This window comes from Dyadobacter sp. 32 (assembly GCF_902506755.1).
Taxonomy (GTDB): Bacteria; Bacteroidota; Bacteroidia; order Cytophagales; family Spirosomataceae; genus Dyadobacter.
Map to the genome: position 1 here is coordinate 3084935 of NZ_LR735258.1, position 18324 is coordinate 3103258.

The following is an 18324-nucleotide window of genomic DNA, read 5'->3' on the forward strand; positions in this document are numbered from 1 at the left end:
GGTTCACCGCTCTCCGCCTGTCTTTTTTGACATTTCCCTAAGCTCTGTAAATCCGAAATAATCAGAGTATATCAGGTCGATGATCGCGTCAATTTGTCGTGGAGTCATTTTCTTTTGCTCTGCTTTCGCCTCTAAAATGGATGCCGTGTCATCCGCATTGAGCACGATTTGTTTGATCGAAACGGACGAGTCGGGGCCGCAAAGGTGAAGATTGATCACAAGGTTCCGGGCCTCGGGCCATGAGGAAGCCATGAGAAAGTTAACGGGTATCACCTCCACATCCCAGGCCTTTCGGAAGTGAAAAGTAAGTATGGGTATGTCGCATAAAAAATGAAGCTGAAAAGATACATCTGCCAATTTTCGTTTATTGCCGTCGATGTCGTGTCGGCTCACGGGCACCATAATATTTTTCTCAGAAGTCGTAATTTTCGGAAGTTCCATCTTGCGTATGCGGTCTGTTTCGGTTCGTAATCATCTACCATTGAATCTGCGACGTTAATCACTTCATCTTCAATCACCTTGGCACATATGATATTTTAAGTATCAAAAAAATGATCAATAAAGTATCAATACTAATGGAAAATTCAGAAAATGGCAAGTGGAGGCGAAAAAATAATCACCTAAGTGTAACCAGATACCCCGACTGCCCGAGAAACCTTACCGCGCACCTATTGTTTTACCAAAGTTTTTGTGTAAAATTGTTTGTAAGTAGTCTAAATAGATCTCATTCTACGAGTTGCAATCAATAATGGTAAGCAAGGCGGCGCAAACAATTAACATGGATTATCAAATCAAATGATAATAGAGCCCGAAAGAAAAAAAAACGGTGACCCGGAAATAGGCCAGTACCCTGATTTTGATGAGATAGAAAAAGATCAGATCATCGAGAAACATACTGTTTACGATGACGACCTCATTAGAGGAACCGGGCAGGAGTGGTTAATGGATGGTGTTCACATCTGGCATGGAAAATTCAGGGCCACCATGGATAAGAGAATCCTGGTCAGGAGCTCTGCGTCTCATGTTCAAATGAATTTCAGCTTGCAGAATACGGTTTCGTATTTCCCGGAGTCCCACGCAAAGCCATTCCTTAAACTGAGAGCGCACCAGCACAATTTGTTACTACTCCCTGAACGTAACATACTGGTTTACTGGCAACCAGAGCAGGACACCGAGGCATTTACGATCAACCTTACGACTGAATTTTTCTTCAACCATCTGCCGGAAACACACCCCTTATCCGGTCGGCTCGAAAAAGGGATCCGGGAAAATGTTCCGGCATTTTTAAGTAACAAAAACCTCCCGCTCACGCCCGAAATGATCACCACCCTGCATGAGTTATTGCACTGCAACTATTCTGGTTATCACAAATGTCTGTTCGTGAAAGCCAAAGTGATCGAATTGCTGGCACAACAGCTTGAACAGTATGAGCAGTTGGAGGCAAAAAATGGTGTTACCCTGAAAAAGGAAGATGCGGATAAAATGTTCCAGGCCAGAGAAATACTGATCAAAAATCTGGAACAGCCCTTATCATTGAAGGATCTGGCACATCAGGTTGGAACCAACGAATTTAACCTTAAAAAGCATTTCAAGGTTATTTTTGGCACAACCGTTTTCGGCTATCTGAACGATTTCAGAATGCAGCAGGCGAAGGACCTGCTGTGCCAGGAAGGAAGTAAAATATCTGAAATAGCCAACCGTATGGGCTACAAACATGCCACACATTTCACTGCTGCTTTCAAAAAACATTTTGGATATCTGCCAAACAAAGTGAGGATTGCTCTGATACGGTTTTGCCCATTCTCGGATTATTTCATCGAACTGGCAACAGAATTTACGGAACGTTTCCTGTACGTTTGAATGGTAAAGTCGGATCAAAGCTCCCACAACCAACACACCAACCATCGGAAATGGCTGATCACAAAAAGTCCACCCGCAACGCCAAGCATGCCGATGGACTCATTATTCCAAGTACCTGACTGGCTATTTAGATGCCGTCAGATTTTTAATCAGATCAACTTCTGATTGCTTGTAAGGCGTTCCGTCTTTTCTGAAAATATCGTGGAACCACAGTTCCGGCTCCTTTGCATAAGGTTTCTTCCAGCTATCCCACGGGTAAATCGTTTGAGATTTGCCATCCACCAATCCCCAGTTGATAGCACCCACGTTATACTTTTTGGCGATAGGCAGTGAGGTTTCAAAAAAACTTCCATTCCCACGTGACATGTATTCCGTACAAATTATAGGGCGGTCATATTGCTGCAATTGTTTGATGCATTTTTCGAATTTGTCCGCGCCGTCATAGTTGTGGAACGAAATAATATCCGACTGGTCTATACTGACTTTTTCGATCGGTTTCAAAGTTTCATGGGTAGTCCAGTCGCCCGCCCATACACCAGCGGTCAAAGGCTGTGAAGGATTGGCCCCTCTTGCCCAGGCAAATGCGTTGGTCATCAGCGGCAACACGTAGTCCACCTTAAATGGAAGCTCCACCTTGCCATAAGAACTGTTATTGGTATTGTCGGGCTCATTCCAGATATCCCAGGCCAATACCCGGTCATCATGGGCAAACCTGGCCACCGTTCCGGCCACATACCTCGCAAGCCGCGGATATTGTGTGCTGTCTTTCAATGCTACATAACCCGGACTTTGCACCCAGCCCGAATTGTGCAGACCTTGCTGCGGCTCGCGCTGCTTGCCCAGTTTCGGAAATGGATCCCAGCAGGAATCGAAAAGTACCAGCACAGGTTTAATTTTGTGTTTCGCTGAAATATCCAGAAACACGTCGAGCCTTTGGAAAAAACCGGCGGAATCCTGCTCATACAACAGATCATGCAAATACACCCGCATGGTATTCATACCAATGTTCTGGGCCCAGCCCAGCTCCTTGTTGATGGTAGCCGTATCAAAAGACGCTTCCTGAAACATCTCAAGCTGATTAATGGCCGTACTGGGCAGGAAGTCGGCCCCCACCAGCCAGCCTTGCTTGGTATACCAGGTTCTCGCCTCTGCTCGTGTCCATATTTCCCGACCGGAAGCTTGTCCATCGGCTGAGTCCTCACCTTTATCCTCTTTTTTGGTACAGTTCTGAAATGAAAGGCTGACCAGCAATGCCCAGATCGTCAGTTTTAAAAATTTCATTGTTTCTAGATTTATTGGTTACTAAGTTTATTTTACCAAAAGAAGCAATGCCCTCTTGCTCCATTAAACCTTCGCTTAGAACTATTCGCGAGCATTGCACCTAACATCCGTTTCTATGTAAAACCTTGCAAATAAGCGAACCCATCACCCTGGCAAGTATAAAACATTCAGAATCTGAACCTTAGTTTTTAATTCCGAATGAACCAGGCTAATTTCGGGCAAAAAGCTGCTTGTAAAATGCAAGTCCTTCACTGGCAAGCTCATCTGCACTATTTGCAAGTGGTCGCCAGATGCAAGCCGCCTTGGCCAGTTCCTTGGAGGGCTGGCCAAATGTTTCGATAACCACGGCACCATTGTACCCTATTTCAACCAATGCATCACGTATTCCTTCCCATTCCAAATGCCCGGTGCCCGGCGTGCCGCGGTCGCTTTCATTACCCTGTACATGACAGAGCAACTCTTTACCTATTTTCCTTACGGACGCCGGGATATCCTTTTCTTCAATATTGGCGTGAAATGTATCCAAAACGATTTTTAAGCTAGGGCTGCCGACCTCCCGGACAATAGAAAGTGCCTGATCCACCGTGTTGACCATATCGGTCTCAAATCGATTCAAGGGTTCAAGGCCCAGTACCACACCGCTATCCGCCGCGATTCTCCCAACTTCAACCAGCGTTTCAACACACCAGTCTCTTTCCTGCATTTTCTGTTCATTGGAAACCAGCCGCGTTTTACCAACGGCAGAATATAAAGGACCGCCAAAAATGGGGCTTTCAACGTCCTCTGCAATTTTGATACAGTCTATGATGTATTCCTTTCCCAACTTGCGATAGGCAGGGTTGGTGCTGGAAATATCTCGTTCCGGCCCGAAGGCGCCACTGATGGTTATTTTCAGGGCAAGATCCCTGGCAACCTCTTTGATAAATGTCCAATCGATAAGCTTAGTATCCTCGACGGCTATTTCTATGATGTCATAGCCCATGTTTTTCACTTTGGTCAAAAGATCGACATTCTCCGTGGAAAAAGGTGAGACCCAGATAAATGTGCTTGCTCCGAATAACATTATTGATCTGTTTTGAAATGTAGCCACAGGCGGTGCCCATGGCTTATGAGAATTTAGGCTCTTCTGTTTAAAATCGGGCAAAAAGCTTATTCTGCGAAGCTGGGTACGTTCACCCGAATACCGCCGTTCATGGCTGATTCGTGCGCGCAAATTCCGGCACAGGTGTAATTTGCAGCCAACGCAGCATCTACTGCCGAATCCCTCCCTTCTACAATTGCTGCCACAAACTCCTGAACCAAATGTGGGTGAGAGCCACCGTGGCCTGCTCCCTGCAGGAAGGATACATGGTTGGGATCGTCTATTTTTTCTCTTCTGGTAAAATGTTTGATGGGTTCGATCAGCAACTGATCTGTATCGGGAATGGCAATACGTCTGGCATTTTCGCCTCCGTCAAAGATGATGTGCTCTTCGTCCTGTAATTGTTCCCACTCAAACGACATCTTTGTTCCATACACATCGTAACTCTCACGATACTGACGCACCACGTCAAACAGCGAACGGGTGGCTTCTGCGACCACATCCGAATCTTTCAACGTAAAAGTGGCTGTTTCTACCGCAAATGGCGAACCATATCGACTTGCCAGATCCTCCGAAAGCCGGCCAGACCCATGGCAAACAACCGTTTCGGCAATGGTATTGTTGATTTTCAAAAGCGGAGATATCGCATGGGTCCCGTTCAGCATCGGTGGATAACCCTTCCAGTATTCCCCCCATCCTTCCATGCTCATATCCTGAATATGTGAACCACGTACAAACTGTATTCTACCCAACTGCCCACTTTCAGCAAGTTCAAGGCCGTATAAAAACTCACGTGTATAGAGGGCTGTTTCCATCATCATATACACTTTTTTAGCCCGGCGTTTGGCTTCCACGATGGCAATACAATCTTCCTTCGTCATGGCCATCGGAATCGTACATGCCGTATGCTTCCCGGCATTCAGGGAGGCAAGGGTCATTTTGGCGTGCTCCGGAACTGGGGTTACCACATGTATGGCATCTACATCATCCCTCAGTGGCACATCATCAAAATGCTCAAATACTAAATTTGGGTCAAGATTGAATTTGGCAGTCAGTTCATCACGGGTTTCCTTGCTGCGTGTACAGATTCCCACGGCTTTGATATTAGGATGACTTTGATAGATGGGGATAAATTCTTTACCAAAACCCATACCTACAATTACTACTGTGATTTGCTTCTGACTCATATTTTTATGTTTTTAATGATTATAATTTTTTAACTAATTATGCCAGGGCGTTGCCCTGGGCAAAGGGATTGTGCCCTTTCAGGGCTAGACCTTGGTTGCCGTTGCCAACCCCGCTTAATTCTTAATTCTCAATTCTTAATTACAACCCCTCACCTCCCTGCTGCCCACTTTACCGCATTCCGAAGTATCGTTTTATAAGGTTCAATCGTATGTGATTCGCCGTCATGTCCCAAGGCAATACCCACGATCCGGGTTTTGGGATATTTGATAATGATGATGCTTGGAAATACATCTGCCGCCTCCTTGGCCTTCGCCGTTGCCAGTACTTCAATTGGGGTACCGGCGGGGTCGGTTTTCAGATAATATAGCTCATCCTTTAAATTGAAGGTAGCCGGCACGCCTTTCATTACCGGATGTTTTTTGTTTACCACCGTTACATCAAAAGGTCCGTATTTGTTGTGACCCCTGGAGCCCCCGCCCACAAGTTTCTGATTGTACTCCGCCCAGTCTTTCCAATTATACCAAAGCGCAGGATGCGCGAGTACCAAGCCCTTGCCAGCGTCGGCAAAAGCAAAAATGGCCTTCCGGGTAGCTTCATCTTTAATCGGTTGATTATTGGCAAGATAAAGCACATCTATCTCCGCTAACCGCGATAGAATGGTAGTGGGATCGCTCGTGTACTCTACTGCCGCAAAACCATCCTTTTGCAGCGTGGCAACATCTTCCTGTTTATACCATTTGTCAAAATCGTGCGATTCGCCGCCACCTACCAGAAGCACCTTAATGGCTTTTTTCTTACCCGGAAGCACTGATGCGCCCTGCGTTTTGGCTATACAAAAGCCTGTAAACATCAAAACGAGCAGGCAAACTTTTAGAACTGAATTGATCATTAAATTGGGTAGTTAAATAGTTAGTGGAAGTTAGAGAAGTCAAGTACAAGCTCGGCCAATATGATGACTTTCTATTTAATGACGCGCATGATCCCGTTCATTCCTCGCCAGTGACCTGGAAAAGTGCATACGTAAGGATAATCACCCGGTGTAGCAGGTACTGTAAATTCGAGTGTGACCGTTTCGCCAGTGCTCACAAGTTTTGTCGCAAAAAGCACTTCGGGAACCCTGGGAACGTAGCTTTTTTCTGCCGCTTTCGGGTCGCGCAACATTTCGTCGGCAGCCTTACCTACCTTTTGTAAGGAACCTGGCTTTATAATCAGCAGGTTATGCTGCATACCATCCGGATTTTCCAGATTAATGACTACTTTCTGTCCCGCCTTTACCGTAATCAGTTTCTTGTCATACTGCATCATTTCATTCACAACTTTCAAGTCAATCACGGTTGCATTGGAGGATTTGGCCGTACTGGCGGTTTTCGAAGCGGAGACTTCCTCTACCGAGGCATTTTCCTCAGATGACTTGTTCAGTTCCAGAGCAGCTTTTTGAAAATTCCCTACAAAACCGAAACGCCCTTCATAGTTGCCTATTTTGTCCTCACCTTCCATATCTTCTCCGGTGCGAACACTGTTTTCAAGCGGTGCCGCAAACAACATGTGCGCTTTACCACGGGCTGCCTGCTTTCCGTCGATGTCAATGGTAATGGCCCCTCCTTTGGAAAGTTTTGCTACGATGTCGAACTTTTCGGGCAGTGTACCCGAAGTCACCGCCTGCGTCATCATTCCGTGCTGTTTTACGGCCATTACCAGCTTTCCATCCTGAATATACAAGGCATAACCATTATCTTTCCCGCCCTGGCCAGCGATAAAACCCTGCAATGCTTTATCCTTCGCCTTGGTCACGCTTGCCTTGATGGTAATTTCTTTCCCGGTCACATCGGGTGGGAACTGGAGCGTATTTCTCCTGCCCAACGGATACACCTCTTTGCGCAAAGCCGCAACGATTTGTTCACTGAACACCGACTTGAGAGTTTGCTTTCCAGCAGCTGCCATAAAACCCTTTTCGTGGGTAATAGCTCCCGCCAGAAGCGCCTTAGCCAACCAACGATCTTTTGAATTTTGTTCGTCCAGTGATGCCTGATAAATCGCCTCACCCGCTGCCTCAGAGGCGGGTAGTTCAATGAGGGAGATAAAAACAGCCAAGCGTGTGTTCAGGTCGGCATCTTTCATTCCGTTTTGCAACGCACCGAAGCTCTGTGCATTTTTGGGCAGTACACTGGCAGCCGCCTTACGTACGCCAGCAGCCGGATGCGAAATTGCTTTCCCTACCACTGCCAACGCCTCCGCATTGGATCCATCCAAAACACCCAATCCATGCAATGTCCATAGTGCATGCACGGCGGGGCTGTTGAGCCCGATTTCATCCACCTTCTGATTCTCTATAATTTTATACAAATCAGGGACTACAGATAATTTTTTGGACTCTACCAGCAGACGCTGAGCCGTCATACGCCAGAACATGTTGTCGTTTTCCAATGCCGCGATTAAACCCGGCAGGTTGTCTTTTGACAGTTTTAATCCCGGAAATTTCTTGCCGTTTTTATAAACAACACGGTAAACACGTCCGTGGTTAAGGTCACGCATGGGGCTGCTGAAAGCATTTCCCTGTCCGTGAGGCTGTTCTTTGAAGGGAATAATAAACTCGGCAGGAGACTGCGCCGGCACAAACACGTTATGCTGGATGATGAAATTGTACCAATCTGCAATCCAAACCGCACCGTCAGGGCCTACTTCGGCCTGTACCGGACCAAACCATTCGTCTGAGCTGGCCATCAGGTTCCACCCGTCTATTTCTTTGAATCCAGCGCCATCCTTTTCGACAATGGCCTTGTGAACAAGCCTGATGGTAGGTTCAGTGACGAAAGCGATCCGATTCCAGTATTCTTTGGGGAAGTTTCGGGCGGTGTAAAAGTGGTGACCGGCAGCAGAAGTAAACCCACCCACCACATCCACCTGGCGGAGATTGGGTGTAACCGAATGCGCATCATAATGTCCGTCGATCTTTTGAACGGACTGAACTGTGGATGACTCGTCGGCGATGGTGCGCTGCATATACCTGGCTGGCATGGAATAATAAGCACTGTGGGTATTGTTGGCGGTAGACAGGAAAACGTTATTATCTTCCGTCATGCCCAGTCCCCATGTATTGTTGCTACTCCCTCCCAAAAATGAAAAGTCTTTACCATCGGGTTTAAAATGATAAACGCCTTGCGGGAAGCTCATTTTTTTGCCGTTGATCACACCTCTAAAACCTGAGTAGCCATTGACACCCCATATCTTGTTATCAAATCCGTATTGGAGGTTGGAAGGGCCAGCGTGCGTATCATTTTTACCCCAACCCGTCATGATCACTTCACGTACATCCGCCACGTCATCCCCGTTGGTATCTTTCATAAAAACAAAGTCGGGAGCCATGGACACGATAATCCCGCCATTGGAAAAAACCATACTCGTGGGAATATTCAATTTATCGGCGAAAACTGTAAACTTGTCGGCCACGCCGTCGCCGTCGGTATCTTCACAAATCTTGATCCGGTCATTTGCCGCGCCGTCGGTTTCTTTGAATGTATTGGGATAATCAACGGATTCCACAACCCACAACCGGCCACGTTCGTCCCAGGACATCGCAATCGGGTTGGTTATGTCTGGTTCAGCAGCAAAAAGCTTGATCTCAAAATCTACAGGAACGCTGGTCAGTTTATTGGATTCTGCTGGCGAGAGTGACTGTTGCATGCTGGGAACCACGTGCCTTTTTGCATAATGCGAAATGGTATCGGCATTGTAGATATCCGGATCGGGGATATTCAGTGCTCTGATCTGTGCCTGCACCTGGTCGCCTACGGCCCAGAACACCCCGTTTCTTACAAGGTCAAGAAATCCGCGGTTGGTCCAGGTGCTGTCCTCATGGCCATAAGCGGTATAAAAAACACGGCCCTTTCCTTCGTTTCGCACCCAGGTGTATGGTACGTGTACCTCGCCCTCAATTCGTTCACCCAAAACCAGATTGTCAGGGTTTAAATTTTTCAGTACGTAGGTTTCATCCCAGGTCGTAAAATCCGTAATCCCCTTCATCACGGGATGGTCCGGTTTCAGTATGACATTTTTAAAAACTCCTGTTTTATGCGATTCAAACTGGCCACCGATCGTTTTGATATACCACTCTGAATTCCTGAAGCAACCCGACGCAGAATGCAGGGGTATCAGTCCCTTACCCCCTTCTACAAAAGACCTCATAGCGGCTTCCTGTGATGGAGACAATGAATCGTGATTGGCATATATGATCAATCCATCGTATTTACTCAGATTCTCCGGATTCAGATCGTTAAGATCTACCGCATACGACATGTTAATGCCGCTCCGGAATAATTTAACAGACAGCCAGGGTGCATACTTACCCGAATCATGGTGTTTACTTGTATGTCCCAGAAAAAGAACCTCTGCCCTGCGGGGATTAACGGTGGCGTTTCTGTTATTTAAATTTCCGTCTTTGACGCTGCTCTTTTGCATACAAGATGCAAGCAGTACAGCGAGACTAAGGATTACTAATTTTTTCATGAGTTGGTTTTAGGTCACCCCGTCATTACCCAAAGAGGCATTTTGCGAAGCAATACTTGTATCTAATTGTGTTTGATTAGGTAAAAAAAGTGCGTTCCATGTTAGCCTGAATTCCAGCCAGGCCGGTCAGGATCATTTGTTTTTGTGCTTGCATCCACGACCTGCCACATTTTCTCACTTTGCCCAACGGAAGGTAGGTGGCGCCCCGTATCTCTGGCCAGTATCATAACGTATTCACGTGCCGACTGGACGGTCTTAAATTTTGCTGGATTCTCGTCCAGAAAATGCCGCCATTGCTGCTCGTTCACTGCATCAGGATTCAGAACCCAGGCAATAAACTCGTCATCGCGGATGAGGGAAGTAAGAGAATGGGGATCATGTTTCATAATTGCGCAGCTTCGTTTGAAGAATCGACTGCATAATAGAAGAGCGAAGATTTGCAGAAATGACCTCTTTAAAAAAAACTTTTTTGTTGCAGAGCAACCGAAAAAGCACCTTAGCTTTGATTTGAGATACTGTATATCAAAGTCAACATGCCTAAAATTGAGCTTCCAGCCAGAGCATAATCATTTTGGCGCAAGGTGTTCAGTGCCCGATAAATAAAATTCCTTACAGACTTTTCACTTACGCCCATAATCTTCGCTATTTCCTCGGTTTTAAACTCATCAAAATACTTCAGGGTAATCGCCTCTATCTGCCGATCGGGAAGTGTTGATAACATTTTTTTTACTCTGCCTTCCATTTCCGCAAGCGCTTCACTTTCAATAATTATTTTTTCCGAATTGGCATTCGTGAATGGCAACAGGTGATCTCCAAAACCAGAGATTTCATCGGTAAAGGGGAATTTCTCAACGCTAAGGTGAATTCGTCTGCGTAAAGCGCGATAGAGGTAGAATTTGACAGAGGTAGGATGCTCTGCAAGATTCACCCTTAACCTCCATAAATCAATAAAGATATCCTGAATGGCATCTTCTATGATTGTAGAATCCCTGGTTAACTTACTTCCATAGTTATATAGTGTGTGATTATATTTTTCAAATAGCAAGGTAAAGGCTTCCCGGTCTCCCGCACGAATACCCTGCCACAACGACTGATCAATATCCGGCGATTGAAAGTTAACTGATTTATCTACCCTCATCACTGATAAAGCATGTGGATAAAAATATATACCCAAAATGCAATTTCGGTACATGTGGCATGTGCGCCAGTCATTAAATTTTGCCGTAAAAATCACCGGCTACCATTCCTGAAAAAAGAAAACCCTGATGTTATCCGGAATAAGCCATTCCAGATAACATCAGGGGAAAATTATTTCAAAGATAAATGCGAATAGAGACTACAGTGTCAATTCCCAGCCTTCACGGTAATCTCTTTTCACAAACTGGTTGGCCAGGTCGTAATTGGTCACTTTCATATTTTGAGCATCCCAATGGAGTTTTTTACGGCCATTGTACTTGTCAACTGTCTTTTTCCCATTTGGGTTATCTCTTAGCATCCAGCTGCGAAGGGCCAGGTTTCCGATAAGGATACTTTCGGTAAAGGGCCCGGCGTATTCAAAGGGTGAACTGGTCACGCCTTTGCCATAACCTGCAATACAAGCATCAACCCAGTTGAGATAGTGATCTTCGTTAGGAACCCGTTTGATGGTTTCAGGAATATTCAGTGTTTCGTTTTTCTTTAATGGAAGCAATCTCGGGTTGGCGCCATAACAATCGGCCATGAGCTTACCCTTATCACCGATAAACAGTACGCCTCCGTCGGAGTTACCAAAAGATTCTCCGGGAAGTAATTCTTCGGGAAGTTCAGGAAGAATACCTCCATCGTACCAGCTCACTTTAATGTTGCCTTTACCATCGTTGCGAGGATAATCCAGATGGATCGAAGACGAGAACGGTGTCCAGTCGGGATTGTTATCTTTTTCTCTTACCGTAAAGGTCCACGTGCCTGCTACACTGCACTCCACCGAAACCGGGTAAAGAATGGGTAAAATTCGATAAACCGGATCCATAATGTGGCAAGCCATATCTCCAAGGGCGCCGGTACCGTAGGGCCACCATCCACGCCAGTTCCAGGGCAACACTTCTTTGTTGTAGCCCACATGCTTGGCTGTTCCAAGCCACAGGTCGTAATCGAGCTCCTTTGGAATCGGGTCAACGTTATCTGTCGGCACAGCCTGGGGCCAAACAGGCCGGTTGGTCCATGCCAGTACTTTACTCACGTTGCCTATAATGCCCGAATCGTAGATTTCCTTCATACGGCGAACCCCATTGCCAGAGCCCCCCTGATTTCCCATCTGGGTAATTACCTTATACTTCTTTGCAGCCTGGGTAAGTATCCTGGCTTCGTAAATATCGTGGGTTAATGGCTTTTGCGTATATACGTGCTTGCCCAACTGCATCGCAGCCAGGGTTGCCACAGCATGGGTATGGTCCGGCGTTGAAATAGAAACGGCATCAATGCTTTTATTGTCCTTTTTTAGCATTTCCCGGAAATCCTTGTAGTATTTAGCCTTTGGGAATTTGGCACGTGACTCCACCGACTGCCTGTCATCTACATCACAAAGGGCTACAATGTTTACGTTCGGACTTTTGGCAAAACTGGCCAGGTCACTTTTCCCTTTTCCTCCCACGCCTATCCCAGCGATGTTCAGCTTATCGCTTGGCGCAACAAACCCTTTGCCAAGCACATGGCGTGGCACGATAAAAAAGGCCGAAGCGGCTACTGAGGATGTTTTAATAAAATCCCGGCGTGTTGGATCGCTGCCAGGTTTCTCTTGATCATTAATCATGGAACAAAGATTATCGGTTAATTAGGAGACAATGCGATATTTTCTGTTATACGCCGAAAGGTCGGGATATGACTATTTGGCGGTAAATTATAACATCTAAAAATTAAAAAAGCACAGCGAACGTGGCGCTGTGCTTTCCCTGCGAGGAAAATTGTTCTACCCCTGAATGGCCTTTAAATACTTTCCAGTTCTTTGATCAATGCTTCCACCTGTCCGGTGGACGTGGCAGGGAAGTTTGCGATCCGGAGCTGGGTGCCTTTAAACTCGCCATAGCCGCTTCCTACCACCATTTCTTTCGATTTTAGCGCTTTGATAATTTCAGCCGCCGGAACCTCCGTATTGGTAACGACTACCGTTTGTGAACGCTGCGCTTTTTGCTTTACAAAGGTGGAAAAGCCATTATGTTTCTCCACGAATTTGTAGAGTAACCCTGCTTTATGTTCCGTTTCCTTACGAATTTGCCCCACGCCAATTTTGTTGAAATCTTCCGCTATTTTGCCCAAAAGATAAATGCCCATTACATTGGGTGTAGCCGGTGTTTCGTGCTTCAAGGCATTTTTCCATAAAGTAGGCAGGTCGTTGTGCGCACCAATGGAATATTGCTGACGAATGTGTTCTGCTTTGGCAAGGCACTTTTCATTGACAATCCATACACCGAGGCCCGCTGGTAAACCAAATGCCTTTTGCACAGAGAAAAATGCAGTATCGATCAGGTTAAAATCAAGATCAGGGTACGGTGCAGATGAAACCATATCCACCGCTATCAGCTTGTGAGGGTACTTCTGTTTGAGCTTATGAATCTCGGCCACGGTCATTTGCACGCCCGAACTTGTTTCATTGTGGGTGGTACATATCAGCTCCGCATATTCGGGCACTTCAATTTCAGAGGCGATGAAACCCTCGCCCATCGGTTTTTCGTACTTATGGGCATACTTATTCAGTGCATTGGAATAGTCGTAAAACTTTTTGGAAAACGACCCGTTGACCAAATGGAAACTTTCGAGCTCCACACAGCTGAATAAAATCCGTTCCCATATCTCTGAGGCCGAGCCCAGAAACAAAATTGCGTGTGTATCAGGAACATTTAACAATATGCGCAGTTGATCCACCGTGAATTTGTGCAAATCGCGATATTGCTGGCTCCGGTGTGATATTGAGCCAAGCTGACCTTCCACAAAAGTATGTAAATGCTTTTCGAAAGTCGGAAAAAGCTGAGCGGGACCGGGGGTGAAGAAAGTAAGTTGCATTTTTGAATTACTTTGAATTGAAATGTCCGTTCTCTAGGAGTTAGACGAGTTAAAGGAGTTAATGAAGTCAGGGCATAGAGTTAAAGATCTTACTGATAGCTTCAAAACTTCTTTTGGTATAAAAGAAAAAGTGGTTATCGCCGATTTGCAACTTTGGATGAGTAACTATTCAGTAACCGGCTCACTTCTTCAAGCAACAATGAATTTTTCAGGTAATTTGTTTCATCAAGATAATCCAGATCCTTGCTTAATATTAGATAATATCGACACTCCTCCAACGACGCCTGAGCAATATTGTAAAACCTGGCTTTGTCGGCGACACCTAATCTTTTATAGCCTTCCGCCACGTTCGCAGGGATAGAAACGCCGGCACGACGAAACTGCGAAACAAGCCCATATATTTCAGAACGTGGAAAAGCTCCTGTAAACTTGTATACAGAAAGCACAAATTCATGCGCCTTTTGCCATGCAATTAGATCTTTGAAAGTTTTAGTCTTTTCCATGTTAATATGTTTGTTGAAGTGTTGGATCAAACATAACATAAATAACAATAAACAGGAAGTCGATCAAGGCCGACAAGGCCGATAAGTATTTTGCTAAAAACTTCAGTGCCTCTTCAAATCAAGAAGCATCACACCTCCTCCTTAACTCCTTAACTCCTTAACTCCTTAACTTCTCTAACTCCTTTAACTTCCCCTAACTCCTCCTCAATACAGCATCCTGAACCGGATCGTACCTTCGACGTCCTTCACTTCCTGAATAAACTCCTCAGTATAGTTTTTGTCGATATCCACGATTACATAACCAATGTGTTCGTTGGTTTTCAGGTACTGACCGGTGATATTGATATTGTTTTTTGCAAAAATATGGTTCAGTTTGGCGAGCACTCCCGGCACATTGGCGTGGATGTGCAGCAAACGATGCGAATCTTTCAACTTGGGCAACTGGACTTCAGGGAAATTTACACTTCCGTAAGAACTTCCGTTATTCATAAATTCAAGAAGCTTACCAGGCACAAAATGACCTATATTTTCCTGAGCCTCTTCGGTACTGCCACCAATATGTGGCGTGAGAATGACATTAGGAAGACCTCTCAATTCGCTAACAAAAGATTCAGCGTTGGTTTTTGGCTCATAAGGAAAGACGTCTACGCCCGCGCCTGCCACTTTTCCACTTTTCACGGCGTCGGCCAGCGCAGCGATGTCCACAACGTGCCCACGTGAAAGATTCAGAAAAATAACACCGTCTTTCATCAGGTCAAATTCTCGTTTGCCGATCATATTGGCATTTTCCTTTCGCCCGTCCACATGAAGGCTGATCACATCCGAGACCGCCAGAAGTTCATCGAGTGTATTTACCTTCCTCGCATTACCGAGCGACAACTTTTCTACTTCGTCATAGAAATAAACCTGCATACCCAAAGATTCGGCTACCACCGATAACTGGGTACCGATACTTCCGTAGCCCACCATTCCAATTTTTTTGCCGCGCACTTCGAAGCTACCCACGGCCGATTTATCCCAGACACCAGCGTGCATTTGATTGCTTTTGGTAACTGTATTCCGGATCAGCAGGATCATCTCACCAACCGCAAGCTCTACCACAGAACGCGTGTTGCTGTAAGGCGCATTGAATACCGCAATTCCTCGCTGCGCAGCCTCTTCCAGATCAATTTGATTGGTTCCAATACAAAATGCACCAATCGCCATCAGCCTATTGGCATTGTCAAGTACACGCTTGGTAATGTTGGTTTTGGAACGGATACCTATAATAGACACGTCTTTGATCCGTTCACAAAGTTCGTCTTCATCCAGAGCTCCCTTTACAAATTCTACATTAAAGCCCTGTTCTTCAAAGGCCCTAAGCGCAGCGGGATGGACATTTTCAAGCAATAAAACTTTAATCCGGCTCTTTGGGTACGACTGACTGCGGCTTAATTTATTGTCATATAAAAAATCGTCAAAAGAGGTGGCTACATGTTCTGCAACGGCCATTACGCGAGGGCGCTCAACATTTTCGGTGAAAGCATAAAACCGATCGGCAAGCCCGGACAATTTAAGTTCGTAATCGGTATAGCCGTCTCCAATGGCAAATATTTCGCCTTCAAGATTTAATGAAGAAAGCAGCTTGATCTTTCCGCCATCCATGGACAGCACACTCTCTTCATCAATACCAATTATATTACCTTCCTCATCAAAACGAAATTCATTGGCATAGACATGACTGGCATGTATACCCAGTTCTGTTACAACCGGAATAATAAACTCCTTGAAACCACTGGAAACGATGAATATTTGATCTGCATTTTCAGTCAGGAATTGCTTGTTTCGCTGAAATGAATCTGAAACCTTTGTCCGGAGAAAGAGAATGAGCTCCTCAATATGTGAGCGGTTTGCTTTAAGCAAGCCAATACGTTCGCGAAGCCCTTCAGCAAACGACATCTCCCCATTCATACCCTTGTTGGTAAGGTCTGCTATTTTTTGCACGACCACATCCTGTTCGGGATGCCCTTTGAGCGCGATTGCCGCTAATTCGTCCAGCCCTTCCACTTTAGTAAAAGTGCTGTCAAAATCAATGATGATGTACGGAGAATTAAGTGTTAAAGTGGACATGAAGCGGAAAATAACTGGGTATTAATCAAATGAAAAACAATGTTGGAGATCCTTTCAATTTCTGGCTCTCGAATCAGGCCACAAAATTACGAATCTGTAATTTAGGACGCTAACAAAATATTAACACGTTGCGTTTTATTATTGACATGTAAAATGAATCCATGTACGAAGCAAATCGGCATCGCACGGAATTATTAAATTTTTTATCAAAAAAGTAGCAATTCCATAACATTCCCTCGTCATCACACCGAGAATCCCCCTTGTAAAAATGCTAACGCCCTTCTTTCCGACCAGTACAAACCATCTTTCAATCTGTCCGGACGAAATCCGCAATGCCCGCCTTGGCTGGTGAGCTCAAGGGTTACCAGAGATAATGGTTTAATTTTTTCCGCAGGCAAACTGGTGAATGGCACCATGGGATCATTAACCGCATTGACAATCAGTGTGGGCACCGTAATCCGTTCCACATAATGCATTGAACTGCATTTGTTATAATAATCATCCGCTCCTTCAAAACCATGTATTGCCGCTGTATAGAGGTGATCAAAATCATACAACGTGCGAACCTTATCATAATTACCTATATCGATTTTGTCAGGAAAAACAGAAGATTTGGTTCTAACCTTAAACAGCAACGTTTTCAAAAATCGATGCATGTATACGCTGTTTTGGGGTTTATTGATTTCCATACTGGATGCCTTCAAATCCATCGGGACACTAAAAACAATTCCCCTTTTTATTTCAGGATGGCTGTGCTCACCTTGCTCACCAAGGTACTTGAGTGTGATATTGCCGCCCAAACTGAACCCCATCAGGTGAATAGATTTATATCCTTTTTCAATAGCATAGCTAACAATCCGTTCCAGGTCATCTGTTGCACCGCTATGGTAAAACCGATACGTTTTGTTCATTTCGCCACCACAGCTCCTATAATTCCATGAAAGACAGTCATAGCCCTGGCTGGTCAGCAATCGGACCATACCACGTATGTACTGGCTGTTACTACTTCCTTCCAGGCCGTGTGAGAGGATAACCAAAGAGGCCGATTCGCTTTTGACAGGGGCAAAAGACCAATCCAGATCCAAAAAATCCTGGTCGTCGGTGAGGATTCTTTCCCGCTCATAATGCAAATTATTGATTACGCGGAAGAGCGCAGGATATATACTTTGTAAGTGTCCGTTGGGTAGCCAGAACGGTGGCTTATGATCTGTACGGTTGACTAGCGACATGTTTCAACACTAAATATGTCGCTAATGTAAGCAAAATAGAATTGCTGAGACCCATCCATGAGTAACCTCCAGGGAACACAAAAGTTACCTTTATCCAATAAGGGTAAAGAATTTATTTTTTACAAGCCCTTGAATTACATCCATTTCCATTAAAACTTTTTCACAATAAAATATAACTTTTACAGGTGCTGCGCAAATGAATAAATCTGAGTAACTACGAACCAGCCGCCGTAGAGGCTTGTGCACAAGAACATTAGCTGCAATATTATTTTATTTTTTTTCACTTGTTTATTTACATTTTCTATATACATTTGGTTTTCAATACTTATAAGAACAATACTAATGGCAGAAGGCACAGTAAAATTTTTCAATGACTCCAAAGGATTTGGATTCATTCAACCATCAAATGGTGACAAAGACATTTTCGTTCACGTATCTGGTCTTCAGGATGATATCCGTGAAAACGACAAGGTGTCTTACGACGTGGAAAATGGCAAGAAAGGTTTAAACGCGGTTAACGTAAAAGTTATCTAAG

General features: G+C 45.1%; 15 protein-coding genes. 2 read left to right on the plus strand and 13 right to left on the minus strand.

Annotated elements, in window-relative coordinates:
* Nucleotides 1-3 precede the first annotated feature (3 nt).
* Nucleotides 4-441 carry a hypothetical protein gene (locus tag DYADSP32_RS12585; protein WP_149242407.1) on the minus strand — a complete coding sequence of 146 codons (438 nt, stop codon included), beginning with the start codon at nucleotides 439-441 and terminating at the stop codon, nucleotides 4-6.
* Nucleotides 442-795: 354 nt separating this feature from the next.
* Between DYADSP32_RS12585 and DYADSP32_RS12590 the strand changes: the two genes are divergently transcribed.
* Entirely contained in the window at nucleotides 796-1860 is a 1065-nt protein-coding gene (locus DYADSP32_RS12590) for a helix-turn-helix domain-containing protein (RefSeq protein WP_149242406.1), read from the plus strand.
* Nucleotides 1861-1983: 123 nt separating this feature from the next.
* Here DYADSP32_RS12590 and DYADSP32_RS12595 read toward each other — a convergent pair whose 3' ends face one another.
* The 12 genes from DYADSP32_RS12595 to DYADSP32_RS12650 form a co-directional block, all read right to left on the minus strand.
* The gene (locus DYADSP32_RS12595) at nucleotides 1984-3141 is read right to left on the minus strand and encodes a cellulase family glycosylhydrolase (protein ID WP_149242405.1); all 1158 of its coding nucleotides are present in this window, start codon (nucleotides 3139-3141) and stop codon (nucleotides 1984-1986) included.
* A gap of 208 nt (nucleotides 3142-3349) precedes the next feature.
* The gene (locus tag DYADSP32_RS12600; RefSeq protein ID WP_149242404.1) at nucleotides 3350-4204 is read right to left on the minus strand and encodes a sugar phosphate isomerase/epimerase family protein; all 855 of its coding nucleotides are present in this window, start codon (nucleotides 4202-4204) and stop codon (nucleotides 3350-3352) included.
* Between the two features lie 86 nt (nucleotides 4205-4290).
* A complete protein-coding gene (locus DYADSP32_RS12605; protein WP_149242403.1) occupies nucleotides 4291-5409 on the minus strand; it encodes a Gfo/Idh/MocA family protein in 1119 nt (372 codons plus the stop codon).
* A 149-nt stretch (nucleotides 5410-5558) separates the two neighbouring features.
* On the minus strand, nucleotides 5559-6299 hold the full coding sequence (locus tag DYADSP32_RS12610) for a ThuA domain-containing protein (RefSeq protein WP_414617721.1): 741 nt from the start codon (nucleotides 6297-6299) through the stop codon (nucleotides 5559-5561).
* A 71-nt stretch (nucleotides 6300-6370) separates the two neighbouring features.
* Nucleotides 6371-9913 (minus strand): PVC-type heme-binding CxxCH protein, encoded by a 3543-nt coding sequence (locus tag DYADSP32_RS12615; RefSeq protein ID WP_149242402.1) that lies wholly within the window; start codon nucleotides 9911-9913, stop codon nucleotides 6371-6373.
* Nucleotides 9914-10014: 101 nt separating this feature from the next.
* On the minus strand, nucleotides 10015-10299 hold the full coding sequence (locus DYADSP32_RS12620) for a hypothetical protein (RefSeq protein WP_149242401.1): 285 nt from the start codon (nucleotides 10297-10299) through the stop codon (nucleotides 10015-10017).
* A gap of 110 nt (nucleotides 10300-10409) precedes the next feature.
* Complete coding sequence (locus DYADSP32_RS12625; RefSeq protein WP_149242400.1) at nucleotides 10410-11051, minus strand: RNA polymerase sigma factor; 642 nt, start codon at nucleotides 11049-11051, stop codon at nucleotides 10410-10412.
* A 198-nt stretch (nucleotides 11052-11249) separates the two neighbouring features.
* Nucleotides 11250-12701: a Gfo/Idh/MocA family protein gene (locus tag DYADSP32_RS12630; RefSeq protein ID WP_149242399.1), complete on the minus strand. Its 1452-nt coding sequence runs from the start codon at nucleotides 12699-12701 to the stop codon at nucleotides 11250-11252.
* Between the two features lie 173 nt (nucleotides 12702-12874).
* Nucleotides 12875-13948, minus strand: coding sequence for an aminotransferase class V-fold PLP-dependent enzyme (locus tag DYADSP32_RS12635; RefSeq protein ID WP_149242398.1), 1074 nt, complete (start codon nucleotides 13946-13948; stop codon nucleotides 12875-12877).
* Between the two features lie 134 nt (nucleotides 13949-14082).
* Complete coding sequence (locus tag DYADSP32_RS12640) at nucleotides 14083-14451, minus strand: four helix bundle protein (protein ID WP_149242397.1); 369 nt, start codon at nucleotides 14449-14451, stop codon at nucleotides 14083-14085.
* A gap of 204 nt (nucleotides 14452-14655) precedes the next feature.
* On the minus strand, nucleotides 14656-16560 hold the full coding sequence (gene serA / locus DYADSP32_RS12645; protein WP_149242396.1) for a phosphoglycerate dehydrogenase: 1905 nt from the start codon (nucleotides 16558-16560) through the stop codon (nucleotides 14656-14658).
* Between the two features lie 242 nt (nucleotides 16561-16802).
* Nucleotides 16803-17789 carry an alpha/beta fold hydrolase gene (locus DYADSP32_RS12650; RefSeq protein WP_149242395.1) on the minus strand — a complete coding sequence of 329 codons (987 nt, stop codon included), beginning with the start codon at nucleotides 17787-17789 and terminating at the stop codon, nucleotides 16803-16805.
* Nucleotides 17790-18131: 342 nt separating this feature from the next.
* On the opposite strand from DYADSP32_RS12650, the gene DYADSP32_RS12655 reads away from it, so the two are divergent.
* A complete protein-coding gene (locus tag DYADSP32_RS12655) occupies nucleotides 18132-18323 on the plus strand; it encodes a cold-shock protein (protein WP_149242394.1) in 192 nt (63 codons plus the stop codon).
* Nucleotide 18324 lies beyond the last annotated feature (1 nt).

Excerpts from the sequence above, each read along its gene's own strand:
- DYADSP32_RS12585 (WP_149242407.1), bottom strand. The coding sequence starts at position 441 with ATGGAACTTCCGAAAATTACGACTTCTGAGAAAAATATTATGGTGCCC.
- DYADSP32_RS12590 (WP_149242406.1), top strand. The coding sequence starts at position 796 with ATGATAATAGAGCCCGAAAGAAAAAAAAACGGTGACCCGGAAATAGGC.
- DYADSP32_RS12595 (WP_149242405.1), bottom strand. The coding sequence starts at position 3,141 with ATGAAATTTTTAAAACTGACGATCTGGGCATTGCTGGTCAGCCTTTCA.
- DYADSP32_RS12600 (WP_149242404.1), bottom strand. The coding sequence starts at position 4,204 with ATGTTATTCGGAGCAAGCACATTTATCTGGGTCTCACCTTTTTCCACG.
- DYADSP32_RS12605 (WP_149242403.1), bottom strand. The coding sequence starts at position 5,409 with ATGAGTCAGAAGCAAATCACAGTAGTAATTGTAGGTATGGGTTTTGGT.
- DYADSP32_RS12610 (WP_414617721.1), bottom strand. The coding sequence starts at position 6,299 with ATGATCAATTCAGTTCTAAAAGTTTGCCTGCTCGTTTTGATGTTTACA.
- DYADSP32_RS12615 (WP_149242402.1), bottom strand. The coding sequence starts at position 9,913 with ATGAAAAAATTAGTAATCCTTAGTCTCGCTGTACTGCTTGCATCTTGT.
- DYADSP32_RS12620 (WP_149242401.1), bottom strand. The coding sequence starts at position 10,299 with ATGAAACATGATCCCCATTCTCTTACTTCCCTCATCCGCGATGACGAG.
- DYADSP32_RS12625 (WP_149242400.1), bottom strand. The coding sequence starts at position 11,051 with ATGAGGGTAGATAAATCAGTTAACTTTCAATCGCCGGATATTGATCAG.
- DYADSP32_RS12630 (WP_149242399.1), bottom strand. The coding sequence starts at position 12,701 with ATGATTAATGATCAAGAGAAACCTGGCAGCGATCCAACACGCCGGGAT.
- DYADSP32_RS12635 (WP_149242398.1), bottom strand. The coding sequence starts at position 13,948 with ATGCAACTTACTTTCTTCACCCCCGGTCCCGCTCAGCTTTTTCCGACT.
- DYADSP32_RS12640 (WP_149242397.1), bottom strand. The coding sequence starts at position 14,451 with ATGGAAAAGACTAAAACTTTCAAAGATCTAATTGCATGGCAAAAGGCG.
- serA (WP_149242396.1), bottom strand. The coding sequence starts at position 16,560 with ATGTCCACTTTAACACTTAATTCTCCGTACATCATCATTGATTTTGAC.
- DYADSP32_RS12650 (WP_149242395.1), bottom strand. The coding sequence starts at position 17,789 with ATGTCGCTAGTCAACCGTACAGATCATAAGCCACCGTTCTGGCTACCC.
- DYADSP32_RS12655 (WP_149242394.1), top strand. The coding sequence starts at position 18,132 with ATGGCAGAAGGCACAGTAAAATTTTTCAATGACTCCAAAGGATTTGGA.